The organism is Kitasatospora acidiphila, assembly GCF_006636205.1.
In the GTDB taxonomy this organism is placed as follows: Bacteria; Actinomycetota; Actinomycetes; order Streptomycetales; family Streptomycetaceae; genus Kitasatospora; species Kitasatospora acidiphila.
Map to the genome: position 1 here is coordinate 5,557,593 of NZ_VIGB01000003.1, position 15,184 is coordinate 5,572,776.

General features: G+C 73.9%; 10 protein-coding genes and 2 pseudogenes. 10 read left to right on the forward strand and 2 right to left on the reverse strand.

The features are described from left to right. Positions 1-30 precede the first annotated feature (30 nt). Positions 31-1,623: pseudogene (locus tag E6W39_RS26460) on the reverse strand (acyl-CoA carboxylase subunit beta); the annotation flags it as partial. A gap of 189 nt (positions 1,624-1,812) precedes the next feature. On the opposite strand from E6W39_RS26460, the gene E6W39_RS26465 reads away from it, so the two are divergent. The 4 genes and pseudogenes from E6W39_RS26465 to hutH all read left to right on the forward strand — a co-directional run bounded on the left by E6W39_RS26465 (position 1,813) and on the right by hutH (position 7,701). Then, on the forward strand, positions 1,813-2,700 hold the full coding sequence (locus tag E6W39_RS26465) for a biotin--[acetyl-CoA-carboxylase] ligase (protein WP_141635643.1): 888 nt from the start codon (positions 1,813-1,815) through the stop codon (positions 2,698-2,700). 220 nt (positions 2,701-2,920) lie between these two features. Continuing rightward, positions 2,921-4,018, forward strand: a complete 1,098-nt coding sequence (locus E6W39_RS26470; RefSeq protein WP_407658636.1) for an adenylate/guanylate cyclase domain-containing protein — start codon at positions 2,921-2,923, stop codon at positions 4,016-4,018. An 80-nt stretch (positions 4,019-4,098) separates the two neighbouring features. Further along, positions 4,099-5,406: pseudogene (locus E6W39_RS42005) on the forward strand (diguanylate cyclase domain-containing protein); the annotation flags it as partial. A gap of 720 nt (positions 5,407-6,126) precedes the next feature. Then, on the forward strand, positions 6,127-7,701 hold the full coding sequence (gene hutH, locus E6W39_RS26480; RefSeq protein WP_141635645.1) for a histidine ammonia-lyase: 1,575 nt from the start codon (positions 6,127-6,129) through the stop codon (positions 7,699-7,701). Positions 7,702-7,732: 31 nt separating this feature from the next. Here the strand turns inward: hutH and E6W39_RS26485 are convergent, their stop codons facing one another. Continuing rightward, positions 7,733-8,140: a hypothetical protein gene (locus E6W39_RS26485; protein WP_181799460.1), complete on the reverse strand. Its 408-nt coding sequence runs from the start codon at positions 8,138-8,140 to the stop codon at positions 7,733-7,735. A gap of 187 nt (positions 8,141-8,327) precedes the next feature. Between E6W39_RS26485 and E6W39_RS26490 the strand changes: the two genes are divergently transcribed. The 6 genes from E6W39_RS26490 (at position 8,328) to hutI (ending at position 15,104) form a co-directional block, all read left to right on the forward strand. Beyond that, on the forward strand, positions 8,328-9,182 hold the full coding sequence (locus E6W39_RS26490; protein WP_141635646.1) for a MurR/RpiR family transcriptional regulator: 855 nt from the start codon (positions 8,328-8,330) through the stop codon (positions 9,180-9,182). 40 nt (positions 9,183-9,222) lie between these two features. After that, positions 9,223-9,564: a hypothetical protein gene (locus tag E6W39_RS26495; RefSeq protein ID WP_141635647.1), complete on the forward strand. Its 342-nt coding sequence runs from the start codon at positions 9,223-9,225 to the stop codon at positions 9,562-9,564. Positions 9,565-9,716: 152 nt separating this feature from the next. Next, positions 9,717-11,387, forward strand: coding sequence for a urocanate hydratase (hutU, locus tag E6W39_RS26500; protein ID WP_141637965.1), 1,671 nt, complete (start codon positions 9,717-9,719; stop codon positions 11,385-11,387). A 20-nt stretch (positions 11,388-11,407) separates the two neighbouring features. Next, a complete protein-coding gene (locus E6W39_RS26505; RefSeq protein WP_141637966.1) occupies positions 11,408-12,592 on the forward strand; it encodes an allantoate amidohydrolase in 1,185 nt (394 codons plus the stop codon). Beyond that, positions 12,583-13,941 (forward strand): formimidoylglutamate deiminase, encoded by a 1,359-nt coding sequence (locus E6W39_RS26510; protein ID WP_141635648.1) that lies wholly within the window; start codon positions 12,583-12,585, stop codon positions 13,939-13,941. The genes E6W39_RS26505 and E6W39_RS26510 overlap by 10 nt, the downstream gene beginning before the upstream one ends. Then, entirely contained in the window at positions 13,938-15,104 is a 1,167-nt protein-coding gene (hutI, locus tag E6W39_RS26515) for an imidazolonepropionase (protein ID WP_141635649.1), read from the forward strand. The genes E6W39_RS26510 and hutI overlap by 4 nt, the downstream gene beginning before the upstream one ends. The last annotated feature ends 80 nt before the right edge of the window (positions 15,105-15,184 follow it).

A 15,184-nucleotide genomic window follows, 5' to 3' on the forward strand; every position in this document is an offset into this window, starting at 1 on the left:
CGAGTCCTTCCCGTCCTTCCGGGGCCTACAGGGGATGTTGCCGTGCTTCTTCGGCGGCAGCACCTCGCGCTTGCCGCGCAGTGCCCGCAGGCCCCGGACGATGTGCTTGCGGGTCTCGGAGGGCGGGATCACCGCGTCCACGTAGCCGCGCTCGGCCGCCAGGTAGGGGTTGAGCAGGGTGTCCTCGTACTCGGCGACCAGCTCGGCGCGCCGGGCCTCCACGTCGTTGCCCGCGGCGGCGGCCTCGGCCAGCTCCCGACGGTAGACGATGTTGGCCGCGCCCTGCGCGCCCATCACGGCGATCTGCGCGGTCGGCCAGGCCAGGTTGAGGTCGGCGCCCAGGTGCTTGGAGCCCATCACGTCGTAGGCGCCGCCGAAGGCCTTGCGGGTGATCACGGTGATCAGCGGCACGGTGGCCTCGGCGTAGGCGTAGATCAGCTTGGCGCCGCGGCGGATGATGCCGTCCCACTCCTGGCCGGTGCCGGGCAGGAAGCCGGGCACGTCGACGAAGGTCAGCACCGGGATGTTGAAGCTGTCGCAGGTCCGCACGAACCGGGCGGCCTTCTCGCTGGCCGCGATGTCCAGGCAGCCGGCCAGGTCCATCGGCTGGTTGCCGACCACGCCGACCGCGTGGCCCTCGACCCGGCCGAAGCCGGTGATGATGTTCCCGGCGTAGAGCGGCTGGGTCTCCAGGAACTCGCCGTCGTCGAGCACGTGCTCGATCACCTTGTGCATGTCGTACGGCTGGTTGGCCGAGTCCGGCACGATGGTGTCGAGCTCCAGGTCCAGCTCGGAAACCTCGAGGTCGGCCTGCTCGGGGTAGGCCGGCGGGTCGCTCAGGTTGTTGGAGGGCAGGTACGACAGCAGGCTCTTGACGTACTCGATCGCCTCCTTCTCGTCCGAGGCGAGGTAGTGCGCGTTGCCGGACTTGGTGTTGTGGGTCCGGGCGCCGCCCAGCTCCTCCATGCCGACGTCCTCACCGGTGACCGTCTTGATCACGTCGGGGCCGGTGATGAACATGTGCGAGGTCTGGTCGGCCATCACCACGAAGTCGGTGATCGCGGGGGAGTAGACCGCGCCGCCCGCGCACGGGCCCATGATCAGCGAGATCTGCGGGATCACCCCGGAGGCGTGCACATTGCGGCGGAAGATCTCGCCGTACAGGCCGAGCGAGACCACGCCCTCCTGGATCCGGGCGCCGCCGGAGTCGTTGATCCCGATCACCGGGCAGCCGGTCTTCAGCGCGAAGTCCATCACCTTGACGATCTTCTCGCCGAAGACCTCGCCGAGCGAGCCGCCGAAGACCGTGAAGTCCTGGGCGAAGACCGCGACCTGACGGCCGTCCACGGTGCCGTAGCCGGTCACCACGCCGTCGCCGTACGGCCGGTTCTTCTGCTGGCCGAAGTTGGTGGAGCGGTGCCGGGCGAACTCGTCGAACTCCACGAAGGAGTCCTCGTCCAGCAGCTCCAGCACTCGCTCACGGGCCGTCAACTTGCCCTTGGCGTGCTGCTTCTCGACCGCCGCGGCGGAGCCGGAGTGCACCGCCTCGTCGATCCGGCGGCGCAGATCGGCGAGCTTTCCGGCGGTGGTGTGCGGGTCCGGCGAGGTGGACAGGTCGGTCATCCGGGGGAGTTCCTCACGTGAGCGACGCGGTGGAGGGTGGCGGAGCCCGGCAGGGCAGCGCGGTGCCGTGGACTACCGCTGGGTAGCCTAGCCAGCCGCCCGCCATCGGTGTTATGGCCAGCGACACAGTGTGTCAACCGGCCGTTCTGCGGCACGATGGGGCGGCCTAGGCGTGGTTAGGCTGGCCCCATGACCGAAGACCGTCCCCGCCGCAGCGGACTGCGTGGCTTCGGCCACGAAGGGCCCTCCCCCTGGACCGACCTCGACCGCCCGCCGCTGGACGCCGCAGCCCTGCGCCACGACCTGCTGGTCCCCGGTGGCCTGTGGACGGCGCTGGACGTGGTCGAGGTGACCGGCTCCACCAACACCGACCTCACCGAGCGGGCCCGGGCCGGCGCCGCCGAGGGCACGGTGCTGATCGCCGAGCGGCAGGACGCGGCGCGCGGCCGGCTGGACCGCCGCTGGTCGGCGCCGGCCCGCTCCGGCCTCTTCATGTCGATGCTGCTGCGCCCCACCGTGCCCCGGGAGCGCCTCGGCTGGCTGCCGATCCTGGTCGGCGTCTCGGTGGCGTCCACACTGAGCCGGATCGCCGGAGTGCAGCCCGGCCTGAAGTGGCCCAACGACCTCCAGGTGGAGATCGACGGCGCCGAGCGCAAGCTGGGCGGCATCCTCACCGAGCTGACCGGCGAGGCCGTCGTGGTCGGCCTCGGCCTGAACGTCTCGCTGCGCGCCGAGGAACTGCCAGTGCCCACCGCCGCCTCGCTGGCGCTGGCCGGCGCCGAGGTCACCGACCGGGCCACCCTGCTGCGCGCCCTGCTGCGCGAGTTCGCCGAGCTCTACGGCGACTGGCAGGAGGCGCACGGCGACCCGCAGGCCAGCGGACTGCTGCCGGCCTACACCGGGCGCTGCACCACGCTCGGCCGCCAGGTGCGGGTGCAGCTCCCCGGTGACCGCGAACTTCTCGGCGAGGCCGTGGCGTTGGACGGCGACGGCCGGCTGGTGGTGCGGACCGCGGACGGCACCCGGCAGGCGGTCGGCGCCGGCGACGTGGTGCACGTGCGGCCGGAACCGCGTTAGTCCCGGAGCCCGGATGCCCCGGATCCGGGAATTCCGTGCGACGATTCCCGTTGGCACGGTGTGAGGCGCGCCACTGTCCGCCGGGCGGCGGCCGGCTCACCGCAGATGGGATCTACGGCAAGTGCGACCGCACGGGGACGGACCGGTGGCAGACGACGACGGGCACGCGTCGCAGGAGGACGCGCGCGGCAACGGCGGCTCCGAGGACGCGGACGCCACTGTGGCGCTCGACCTGGAGGAGCTGATCCTGGGGGCGCCGCGCCGCTACACCCCCTACCAGGCGGCCCGCACCGCCGAGGTGCCGATGGAGCTGGCCACCCGGTTCTGGCGGGCCATGGGCTTTCCGGACATCGGCCAGTCCCGGGCGCTCAACGACGGCGACGTGATCGCGCTGCGCCGCCTCGCCGGGCTGGTGGAGTCCGGGCTGATCAACGAGTCGATGGCGATCCAGGTGGCCCGCTCCACCGGCCAGACCACCTCGCGGCTGGCCGGCTGGCAGATGGACACCTTCCTGGAGAACCTGACCCAGGCCGCCGAGCCCGGGCTGACCCGGGCCGAGGTGGCCTATCCGCTGGTCGAGCTGCTGCTGCCGGAGCTGGAGCAGTTCCTGGTCTACGTCTGGCGGCGCCAGCTGGCCGCGGTCACCGGGCGGGTGGTGCAGGCCGCCGAGGACACCGAGATCACCAGCGGCCGGCTCGCGGTGGGCTTCGCCGACCTGGTCGGCTTCACCCGGCTCTCCCGGCGGCTGGAGGAGGAGGAGCTCGGCTCGCTGGTGGAGACCTTCGAGTCGACCTGCGCCGATCTGATCGCCGGTCAGGGCGGTCGGCTGATCAAGACGCTGGGCGACGAGATCCTCTTCGTCTCCGAGGATCCGGTCACCGCCGCCGAGATCGCGCTGAGTCTGGTGGAGACGCTCACCGAGGACGACTCCATCCCGGCGCTGCGGGTCGGCATGGCGTTCGGCACCGTCACCTCCCGGATGGGCGACGTCTTCGGCACCACGGTCAACCTGGCCAGTCGGCTGACCTCGATCGCACAGCGGGACGCGGTGCTGATCGACGGCGAGTTCGCCGCCGCCCTGGAGCAGGCCGGGGCGGCCACCAGCGGCGCGACGGACGGCACCGGATCCGCCCAGTCCCAGCTGGCCGAGGCACTGGCGGCCGCCTCCGGGGCGCCGCTGGGCGTGGTCGGTCCGCAGCAGCCGGGCACCGGCCGGACCCGCTTCCACCTGCAGGCGATGTGGCGCCGCCCGGTCCGCGGGCTCGGCCTGGTCGAGCCGTGGCTGCTGACCCGTTGGATCAGGTCGGCGGCGGGGTAGCGGCGCCGGGCCGCAATCGCTCTGGCAGTCTGCTGGATTTCGGGCCGATTTCGATCAATTCGCCCTACTCTGGTCCCGTGATGGCGGACCTGGAACACCCCGACAGCGCCCCCGCTCAGGTGACGGCGAGTGGGCTCGACCGGCGCCTGCAGGCGGTGGTGGAGCTGGCCCAGGACATGGCCGGGGCGCAGAGCGCGCTGGAGGCGGTGCGGGCCGCCGCCGTCCGGGCCACCACGGCGCTGGGCGCCACCATGGCCGCCGTCTCGGTGTGGGACCGCGAGTCGGGGCGGCTGCGGGTGCTGGTCAACCACGGCGCGCTGGCGGCCGGCGAGGAGGAGATCCCGGAGGACGAGTCCTACCCGGTCGCGGACTTCCCGGAGATCGTCACCTACCTCGACGAGCACTGGACGACCGGCCGGCTGCCCCGGGCCTGGGTGCAGACCGCCGAGACTGCTGAGGGGGTGCCCGCCATGGGGGTGCCCCAGGCCGAAGGCTGGGGGCAGGCCGGTTTCGGCGCCGACGCGCCCCCGGCCGCCGCCGCGTTCGCCCGGGCCCGCGCCGCCGGGCTGCGCCGGCGCGGCCGCTCCTGCTGCCTGGTCGCGCCGATCGTGCTGCACGGGCAGGCCTGGGGCGAGCTGTACCTGGCGCGCACCGCCGAGCTGCCGGTCTTCACCGAGGCCGACACGCAGTACGCGACCCTGCTGGCCGCGCAGATCTCGGCCGGCCTGGCGCAGACCGAGCGGCTGGCCGACCTGCGCCGGCTGGCCTTCACCGATCCGCTGACCGGCCTGGCCAACCGGCGCGCGGTGGACGCCCAGCTGGAGGCCGCGCTGGCCGTCCACAACCAGGACGGCTCGGTGGTCTCGCTGGTCGTCTGCGACGTCAACGGCCTCAAGCGGATCAACGACCGGCACGGCCACGAGATGGGCGACCGGCTGCTGCAGCGGTTCGCCAACCAGCTCTCGATGGCGGGTGCCAAGCTGCCCGGCTCGCTCGCCGCCCGGCTCGGCGGGGACGAGTTCTGCCTGCTGGCGCAGGGCCAGAAGGCCGACGAGGTGGTCGCGGTGGCCGAGGAGCTGTGCACCCGTGCGCTGCAACTGGCCGATGGCGAGGGGGTGGCCTGCGGGGTCGCCTCGACCGGGGACGCGATCGGCCCGGTCTCCACCCCCGACCGGCTGTTCCGGCTGGCGGACGCCGCGCAGTACCGGGCCAAGGCGGCGCGCGCCGCGCATCCGGTGGTGGCCGGGCGCAGCCACGGTCCGGGGCTGGCCCCCGACCCGACGGTGCTGCTGGCCGACTCGGCGGAGCAGCGGCGCACGGACGGGCGCTGGCGCCCGGGGGCCGGCCCGGTGCGCGGGCCGCACGGCGACCGGCGGCGGTTCCGCGGCGCCGCGCACAGCGCCGACCCGGGCCAGCTGCTCACCGCGGTGCTGGCCGCGCTGGACCAGGAGGGCGGGCCGCGCACCCTGCATCCGGCCGACACGCTGGGCCGGCTGGCGGCCGTCGCCGAGACGGCGGCCCGGCTGCTGGACGCGGTGGCCTGGTGGATCTCCTACGTACCGCCGGGCTCCCGGCGGATGCACACCGCCCGGCACGCGGTGTTCCGGCTGACCAGCGGCCCGAGCAGCGGGGGCGAGCACCCGGGCTGGCCGTCGGCGGCCCGCCGGGCGGAGAGCGTGGGGGTCCCCCCGGCCGGAGGCTGGGGGAGGGCCCGGATCGAGGCCCCGGACGCGGTCTTCGACCTGGACCACTACCCGCTCACCCGGCGGGCGGTGGGCGGCGGCAGCTTCGCGCTGCGCACGGGGGCGGCGGGCAACGACCCGGCGGAGGAGGCGGTGCTGGTGGCCGGCGGCTACCGGGGGATGGCGGCCGCGGGCGGGGCGAACGCGGCGGGCGGCTGGCTGGTGGAGCTGTTCGCCGACGACGCCACGCTGCCGCTGGGTCAGATCGCGCCCGCGCTGCGGGCGCTGGTGGCGGTGGCGCTGGCGGGGCCGTGTTCTCCGCCGCCGTCCTGACCGGGTCCGCGCGGACAGTCCTGACAACCCGGATCGTTGCGCAAGACCCGGTTGTCATATCTTCATTCAGCTGATCTGATAGTGCATATGGATATGCACAGTGCTCCGGCCGCCGACGCGCCGCTTGTTCAGGTCGGCAAGGCCGACGTCACCGCCGAGGACGTGCTCGCCGTGGCACGCGGCAACGCCCGGATCGAGCTGGGCCCCGACGCGCTCGCCGAGATGGCCGTCTCCCGGGCCCGGATCGACGCGCTGGCCGCCGAGCCGCGCCCGGTCTACGGGGTCTCCACCGGCTTCGGCGCGCTCGCCGTCCGCCACATCAGCCCCGAGCTGCGGGCCCAGCTGCAGCGTTCGCTGGTCCGCTCGCACGCGGCCGGCATGGGCCCGGTGGTGGAGCGCGAGGTCACCCGCGCGCTGATGTTCCTGCGCCTGAAGACCCTGGCCTCCGGTCGCACCGGGGTGCGCCCGCTGGTCGCCGAGACCATGGCCGCGATCCTGAACGCCGGGATCACCCCGGTCGTCCACGAGTTCGGCTCGCTCGGCTGTTCCGGCGACCTCGCCCCGCTGTCGCACTGCGCCCTGGTGCTGATGGGCGAGGGCCTGGCCTACGGCCCGGACGGCGCCGAGCGCCCGGCCGGCGAGCTGCTCGCCGAGGCCGGCATCACCCCGGTCGAGCTGCTGGAGAAGGAGGGCCTGGCCCTCATCAACGGCACCGACGGCATGCTCGGCATGCTGGTGATGGCGATCGCCGACCTCTCCCGGCTGTTCACCACCGCCGACATCACCGCCGCGATGACCATGGAGGCGCTGCTCGGCACCGAGAAGGTGCTGGCGCCCGAGCTGCACGCGCCGATCCGCCCGCACCCGGGCCAGGCGCTCAGCGCCGCCAACATGCTCGCCGTGGTGCAGGGCTCCGGGCTGACCGGCCACCACCAGGACGACGCCCCGCGGGTGCAGGACGCCTACTCGATCCGCTGCGCCCCGCAGGTGGCCGGCGCCGGCCGGGACACCCTGGCGCACGCCCGCACGGTGGCCGGGCGCGAGCTGGCCGCCTCGGTCGACAACCCGGTGGTGCTGCCCGACGGCCGGGTGGAGTCCAACGGCAACTTCCACGGCGCCCCGGTCGCCTATGTGCTGGACTTCCTGGCCATCGCCGCCGCCGACCTGGGCTCGATCGCCGAGCGCCGCACCGACCGGCTGCTGGACAAGGCCCGCTCGCACGGCCTGCCGGCCTTCCTGGCCGACGACCCGGGCGTGGACTCCGGTCTGATGATCGCCCAGTACACCCAGGCCGCGCTGGTCAGCGAGAACAAGCGGCTCGCCAACCCGGCCTCGGTGGACTCGATCCCGTCCTCGGCGATGCAGGAGGACCACGTCTCGATGGGCTGGTCCGCGGCCCGCAAGCTCCGCCACGCGGTGGACAACCTGGGCCGGATCCTGGCCGTCGAGCTGACCGCCGCCGCCCGGGCGCTGGAGATCCGCACCACCGACTCCGACGCCCACCTCGCGCCCGGCACCGCCGCCGCGCTGGCCGCCGCCCGCGCGGCCGGGGTCGGCGGGGCCGGCCGGGACCGCTTCCTGGCGCCGGACCTGGCCGCCGCCGAGGCCCTGGTCGCCTCCGGCGAGCTGGTCCGCGCCGTCGAGACGGTCACCGGGCCGCTGGCCTGAGCCCCGGGCAGCCGCGTGGAGCGGGAGCCGTTCAGGCCCACTCGCTCCGCGCGGCGCCGCCGCCCCGGTGCTCCTCGCGCTCCAGCCGGTGGCCGAGCGAGGCCGCCAGGTTGACCCCGACGATCCCGGCCCAGGCGATCACCAGGCCCATGCCGTTCATCACGGCCATGCCGATCCCGGTCAGCGGGACCGCCAGCACCAGCGAGAAGTACGGCAGCTTGGAACCGCCGCCGGGCCGGAACCGGCGGCGCGGCTCCACATCGGCCAGCCTCTCGGCCAGCCGCTCGGCGACGCGCTGCTCGACCCGGGCGTCCAGCCGGGCGTCGACCCGGGCCAGGAACGAGTCGATCAGCTCGGACTCGTACTCCGGGCCCAGCTCGCGGCGGGCCTCCAGGGCGGCGTCGAGGTCACGGCGGACCTCGGAAGGCTGAGACTGCATGCCACCAGGCTGGCGTCCGGACAGCCGGGCGGTCCAGCCGGAACGGCGTCTCCCAGGGGTAAATCAGGGTCATCCCTGAGGACACCCCGCCGTCGGGCTCGTCCCGGCATACGAGAACATCATTGCCGTCCGAGTATTCGCTCCTGCACAGTCGACCGGACACCCACCGCCCGAAGGGACCCACACCATGACCGAGTCGTCCCTGGGCCCGTCCGCCCGACTCCTCGAACTGTTCGACGGCCACCGTCTGACGCCCACTCAGCGCCGGATCGCGCACGCCCTGGTCCGGCACGCCGCCGAGGCGCCGTTCCTGTCCAGCGTGGAGGTGGCCGAGCTGGCCGGGGTCAGCCAGCCCTCGGTCACCCGGTTCGCGGTGGCGCTCGGCTACGACGGCTACCCGGCGCTGCGCCGGCGGCTGCGCGAGCTCGGTGGCGAGCCGGCCCCGCCGGAGACCCCCACCGAGGCGGTGCGCAACGAGCACCAGCAGGCGGTGCTCGCCGAGATCGCCCATCTGCGCCGGCTCGCCGAGCTCCTCGCCGACCCGGAGCCGATCGTGCGGGCCGCTCGGCTGCTGGCCGCCTCCCGGCCGCTGCCGGTGCTCGGGCTGCGGGCCGCCTCCGCCCAGGCGCGCGGCTTCACCTACTTCGCGGCCAAGGTGCACCCCGACATCCGGCTGCTCGACGAGGGCGGCTCGATGCTCGCCGACCGGATCGAGCAGGCCGTCGCGGCCGGCGCCAGCGCGCTGCTCTGCTTCGCGCTGCCCCGCTACCCGCGCGAGCTGATGGACGCGCTGGTGGTGGCCAGGGACTGCGGGCTGACCGTGCTCACCGTGGCCGACAGCGCCTTCGCGCCGGTGGCCAAGCTCTCCGACCTGATGCTGCCCGCCGAGGTGGGCACCGGCCTGGTCTTCGACACCGCCTGTGCCCCGATGGTGCTCGGGCGGGTGCTGCTGCAGACGATGTGCGACGAACTGCCGGGCGCCGAGGCCCGGTTGGAGGCGATCGAGCAGTCCGCGGCGGCCCGAGGACTGTTCCTGGAGTAAACCGGGCATCCCCTCGGTGGAACCAACGGGGGGTGTCGCCGTGCGGGTGATCCATGAAATGCGGCAGGTCGGCCGACTCGCCTCCGGCGCCCTGGAATGGGCCTGCCCCACCTGCGGCCGACGGGTCGCGCTGGCCGATCCGCCCGCGCCCGCCCTCACCGTGCTGGACCCGGGCGACGAGACCGCCGTGCACATCGGCCTGACCGCCCCCGGCCGCGCCACCGCCAACCCGGGCGAGCCCTACGGCCTGGGCCCCGTCCAGGAGATCCCCCGCCCGCCGTCCCTCCCCATGCTCCCCGCCGACCCGCCCGACACGGCCGCCGCCGACCGCGCCTGGCTGGCCGAGATCGGCATCGACTGGGGTGGCGGGGAAGCTGCTTGACTGAGCGTCGGGATTCACGCCTGCCGGTTGGGGGAAAGCAGTCCTGATCGAATCCGCCAGACCCTGGCCGACCTCGGACTGATTGGATATATTCAGACTGCTCAATCCTGAATGAATCCATCCGCAAGGAGGCCGCCATGGCGGAGCAGCAGATCAGCGGTGCGCGCGAGGTGCGTGCGGCGCGCGGGACGGGCCTGACCGCCCAGGGGTGGCAGCAGGAGGCTGCCCTGCGGATGCTCATGAACAACCTCGATCCCGAGGTCGCCGAGCACCCGTCGAAGCTCGTCGTCTACGGCGGGACCGGCAAGGCGGCGCGGGACTGGCGGTCCTTCGACGCGATGGTGAAGACCCTGCGCGGGCTGAAGCAGGACGAGACCATGCTGGTGCAGTCCGGCCGCCCGGTCGGCGTGATGCAGACCCACGAGTGGGCGCCGCGGGTGATCCTCGCCAACTCCAACCTGGTCGGCGACTGGGCCAACTGGGAGGAGTTCCGCCGCCTGGAGAACCTCGGGCTCACCATGTACGGCCAGATGACCGCCGGCTCCTGGATCTACATCGGCACCCAGGGCATCCTGCAGGGCACCTACGAGACCTTCGCGGCCGTCGCCAACAAGCACGCTGGTAAATGGAACAGCAACGGCACCCTCGAAGGCACCATCACCCTCACCGCCGGCCTCGGCGGCATGGGCGGCGCCCAGCCGCTGGCCGTCACCATGAACGGCGGCGTGGCGATCTGCATCGACTGCGACCCGTCCCGGATCTCCCGCCGGATCGAGCACCGCTACCTGGACGTCGAGGCGAACAGCCTGGAGCATGCCCTGGAGCTGGCCACCGCCGCCCGGGACAAGAAGCAGCCGCTCTCCATCGGCCTGCTGGGCAACGCCGCCGAGCTGTTCCCGCAGCTGCTCGCGATGGACGCGCCGATCGACATCGTCACCGACCAGACCAGCGCCCACGACCCGCTGGCCTACCTGCCGCTCGGCGTCGCGTTCGACGACATGGCCGACTACGCGGCGAGCAAGCCGGCCGAGTTCACCCAGCGCTCACGCGAGTCGATGGCCAAGCACGTGGAGGCGATGGTCGGCTTCATGGACCGCGGCGCCGAGGTCTTCGACTACGGCAACTCGATCCGTGGCGAAGCCCAACTGGCCGGCTACGACCGCGCGTTCGCCTTTCCCGGCTTCGTCCCGGCGTACATCCGCCCGCTGTTCTGCGAGGGCAAGGGCCCGTTCCGCTGGGCCGCGCTCTCCGGCGACCCGCAGGACATCTACAAGACCGACAAGGCCGTGCTCGACCTGTTCCCGGAGAACGAGTCGCTGCACCGCTGGATCAAGATGGCCCAGGAGAAGGTGCACTTCCAGGGCCTGCCGGCGCGGATCTGCTGGCTCGGCTACGGCGAGCGCGACAAGGCCGGCGAGCGGTTCAACGACATGGTGGCCAGCGGCGAGCTGTCCGCCCCGATCGTGATCGGCCGCGACCACCTGGACTGCGGCTCGGTCGCCTCCCCGTACCGCGAGACCGAGGCCATGCTGGACGGCTCCGACGCGATCGCCGACTGGCCGCTGCTCAACGCCATGGTCAACGTGGCCTCCGGCGCCTCCTGGGTGTCGATCCACCACGGCGGCGGCGTCGGCATCGGCCGCTCGATCCACGCCGGCCAGGTCACGGTGGCCGACGGCACCCCGCTGGCCGGCGAGAAGATCCGCCGGGTGCTCACCAACGACCCGGGCATGGGCGTGATCCGGCACGTGGACGCCGGCTACGACCGCGCGTCCGAGGTCGCCGCCGAGCGCGGGGTTCGCGTCCCGATGGGCGAGCTGTGACGCTGCCGAGCTTCGAGGAGATGTGGGCGGAGCTGCTCCCCGTGGGCCGCTCCGCCGCCTCCGGCGGCTACCGCCGGCACGCCTGGAACACCGCCGACGCCGAGTGCCGGGCCTGGTTCGAGGCGCAGGCCCGTTCTCGTGGCCTGACGTATGAGCTGGACCGCAACGGCAACCAGTGGGCCTGGCTGGGCGATCCGCAGGGCGAAGGGGCGATCGTCACCGGTTCGCACCTGGACTCGGTGCCGGACGGCGGCGCCTTCGACGGCCCGCTCGGCGTGGTCTCGTCGTTCGCCGCCCTGGACCGACTGCGCGAGCGCGAGGCGCAGTTCACCAAGCCGCTGGCGATCGTCAACTTCGGCGACGAGGAGGGCGCCCGGTTCGGGGTGGCCTGCGTCGGCTCCCGGCTGGCCGCCGGCGTGCTCACCCCCGAGCAGGCCTTCGAGCTGCGCGACGCCGACGGGGTCCGGCTGCCGGACGCCATGGAGCGGGCCGGCCAGGACCCCACCGCGATCGGCGCCGACCCGGCGCGGCTCGGTCGGATCGGCGCCTTCGTGGAGCTCCACGTCGAGCAGGGCCGCTACCTGGCGGAGGACCAGTCGGTCGGCGTCGCGTCCGCGATCTGGCCGCACGGCCGCTGGCGGTTCGACTTCCACGGCGAGGCCAACCACGCCGGCACCACCCGGCTGGACGACCGGCACGACCCGATGCTCACCTACGCCAACACGGTGCTCTCGGCCCGCAAGAAGGCCCGGCTGGCCGGCGCGCTGGCCACCTTCGGCAAGATCTCGGTGGAGCCCAACGGCACCAACGCGATCGCCTCCCTGGTGCGCGGCTGGCTGGACTCCCGGGCCGCCGACGAGGCCACCCTCACCGAGCTGGTCGAGCAGATCCACCAGGCGGCCGCCGAGCGCGGCGAGCGGGACGGGGTCAAGGTCGAGCTGGTCCGCGAGTCCTACACCCCGGTGGTGGAGTTCGACGGGCCGCTGCGCGACCGGCTGGCCCGCACCCTGAACGGCGCCCCGGTGCTGCCCACCGGCGCGGGACACGACGCCGGAATCCTGGCATCCGCCGTTCCGACCGCCATGCTGTTCGTACGTAACCCGAGCGGCGTGTCGCACTCGCCGGCCGAGCACGCCGAACTCGCCGACTGCCTGGCGGGTGTGTCGGCGCTGGCGGACGTACTGGAGGACCTGGCATGTCAGTAGCGAAGACGTACTGGGCCGAGCACGCCTGGCTGCCGCACGTCAACGGACCGGTGGTGGAGCCGGACGTGCTGGTCGAGGTGGCCGCCGACGGCCGGATCGCCCGGGTGGTGCCGGACAGCGGGCCCTGCCCGCCCGGCGCCGTCCGGCTGGCCGGCCTGCTGGTGCCCGGCCAGGCCAACGCCCACTCGCACGCCTTCCACCGGGCGCTGCGCGGCACCGTGCAGGTGGGCTCCGGCACCTTCTGGACCTGGCGCGACACCATGTACCGGTTCGCCGCCGCGCTCGACCCGGACAGCTACCTGGCGCTGGCCACCGCGGTCTACGCCGAGATGGCGCTGGCCGGGATCACCGCCGTCGGCGAGTTCCACTACCTGCACCACGCCCCGGGCGGCGCCCGCTACGCCGACCCCAACGCGATGGGCGAGGCGCTGATCGAGGCCGCCGCCCGGGCCGGCATCCGGATCACCCTGCTGGACACCTGCTACCTCTCGTCCGGCTTCGGCGCCGAACTGACCAAGCCCCAGCTGCGGTTCGGCGACGGCGACGCCAACGCCTGGGCCGAGCGGGCCACCGCGCTGAGGCCCCGGGAGCACGCCCGGATCGGCGCGGCCATCCACTCGGTGCGCGCCGTGCCGGCCGAGCAACTGGGCACCGTCGCGCACTGGGCCGCGATGCGCAAGGCCCCGCTGCACGTCCACCTGTCCGAGCAGACCGCCGAGAACGACGCCTGCCTCACCGCGCACGGCGTCACCCCGACCCGGCTGCTCGCCGACCACGGGGTGCTCGGCCCGCGCACCAGCGCGGTGCACGCCACCCACCTCTCCGAGGAGGACATCAAGCTGCTGTCCGACTCCTCCACGGTGATCTGCATGTGCCCGACCACCGAGCGGGACCTCGCCGACGGCATCGGCCCGGCCCGCCAACTGGCCAGGGCCGGCTGCCCGGTGACCCTGGGCAGCGACAGCCACGCGGTGATCGACCCGTTCGAGGAGGCCCGGGCGCTGGAGCTCAACGAGCGGCTGCGCAGCCGCACCCGCGGGCACTGGACCGCCAACGCGCTGCTGCGGGCCGGCACCGAGGACGGGCACGCCTCGCTCGGCTGGCCCGAGGCCGGGCGGATCGAGGCCGGGGCGCTGGCCGACTTCACGGTGCTCGCACTGGACTCGGTGCGCACCACCGGCCCCACCCCGCGGCTCGGCGTCGAGACCGCCGTGTTCGCCGCCACGGCCTCCGACGTGCGGCACGTGGTGGTCGGCGGCCGGCAGATCGTCATCGACGGGGTGCACGCCCTGGTGCCCGACGTCGCGTCGGCACTGCAGACCTCCATCTCCGCCCTGAAGGTGTCATGACCAGCACGCTCATCACCAACATCGGCACGCTGGTCACCAACGACCCGTCACATCCCGGGCTGCTCGGCCTCGTCGAGGACGCCGCCGTGGTGCTGGACGGGTCGGTGGTCACCTGGACCGGACCCGCCGCGGACGCGCCCGCCGCCGACCAGCGGTTCGACGCGGCCGGCCGGGCCCTGCTGCCCGGCTTCGTGGACTCGCACGCCCACCTGGTCTTCGCCGGGGACCGCACCGCCGAGTTCAACGCCCGGATGTCCGGCCAGGCCTACACCGCGGGCGGCATCCGCACCACGGTGGCCGCCACCCGGGCCGCGACCGACGCCGAACTGGACGCCAACGTGGGCCGGTTCGTCGCCGAGGCGCTGCGCCAGGGCACCACCACCGTGGAGTGCAAGTCGGGTTACGGCCTGACCGTGGCCGACGAGGCCCGGGCGCTGCGGATCGCCGGGGCGCACACCCCGGAGACCACCTACCTCGGCGCCCACGTGGTGGCACCGGAGTTCGCCGACGACCCGGCGGGCTACGTCGACCTGGTCACCGGGGAGATGCTGGACGCCTGCGCCCCGCACGCCCGCTGGGTGGACGTCTTCTGCGAGCGCGGCGCCTTCGACGGCGACCAGGCGCGGGCGGTCCTGACCGCCGGGATGGAGCGCGGGCTGATCCCCCGGGTGCACGCCAACCAGCTCACCCACGGGCCGGGCGTGCAGCTGGCGGTGGAGCTGGGCGCCGCCTCGGCGGACCACTGCACGCACCTGACGGACGCGGACGTCGCCGCACTGGCCGACTCGACCACGGTGGCCACGCTGCTGCCCGGTGCCGAGTTCTCCACCCGGGCGCCCTACCCCGACGCCCGCCGGCTGCTCGACGCCGGTGCCACCGTGGCGCTGTCCACCGACTGCAACCCGGGCTCCAGCTTCACCAGCTCGATGGCCTTCTGCATCGCGGTGGCCGTGCGCGAGATGGGCATGACCCCGGACGAGGCCGTGCACGCCGCCACCGCCGGCGGCGCCCGCGCACTGCGCCGCACCGACGTCGGCCGGATCGCCCCCGGCGCCCGCGCCGACCTGCTGCTCCTGGACGCCCCCTCCCCGGTGCACCTCGCCTACCGGCCGGGCGTGCCGCTCACCGCCGCCGTCTGGCGCGCGGGCGTCCGGGAGGTGTGACGGCCTTCCAACGCAAGTGGGCCGGCACCCCCGGGCGGGTGCCGGCCATCACTGGGACGATCCTGCAGCCCGCCGCCGCC

Coding starts and splice junctions, on each gene's coding strand:
- E6W39_RS26465 (WP_141635643.1), top strand. CDS start 1,813: ATGACCGAAGACCGTCCCCGCCGCAGCGGACTGCGTGGCTTCGGCCAC.
- hutH (WP_141635645.1), top strand. CDS start 6,127: ATGCACAGTGCTCCGGCCGCCGACGCGCCGCTTGTTCAGGTCGGCAAG.
- E6W39_RS26485 (WP_181799460.1), bottom strand. CDS start 8,140: ATGCAGTCTCAGCCTTCCGAGGTCCGCCGTGACCTCGACGCCGCCCTG.
- E6W39_RS26490 (WP_141635646.1), top strand. CDS start 8,328: ATGACCGAGTCGTCCCTGGGCCCGTCCGCCCGACTCCTCGAACTGTTC.
- E6W39_RS26505 (WP_141637966.1), top strand. CDS start 11,408: ATGTGGGCGGAGCTGCTCCCCGTGGGCCGCTCCGCCGCCTCCGGCGGC.
- E6W39_RS26510 (WP_141635648.1), top strand. CDS start 12,583: ATGTCAGTAGCGAAGACGTACTGGGCCGAGCACGCCTGGCTGCCGCAC.
- hutI (WP_141635649.1), top strand. CDS start 13,938: ATGACCAGCACGCTCATCACCAACATCGGCACGCTGGTCACCAACGAC.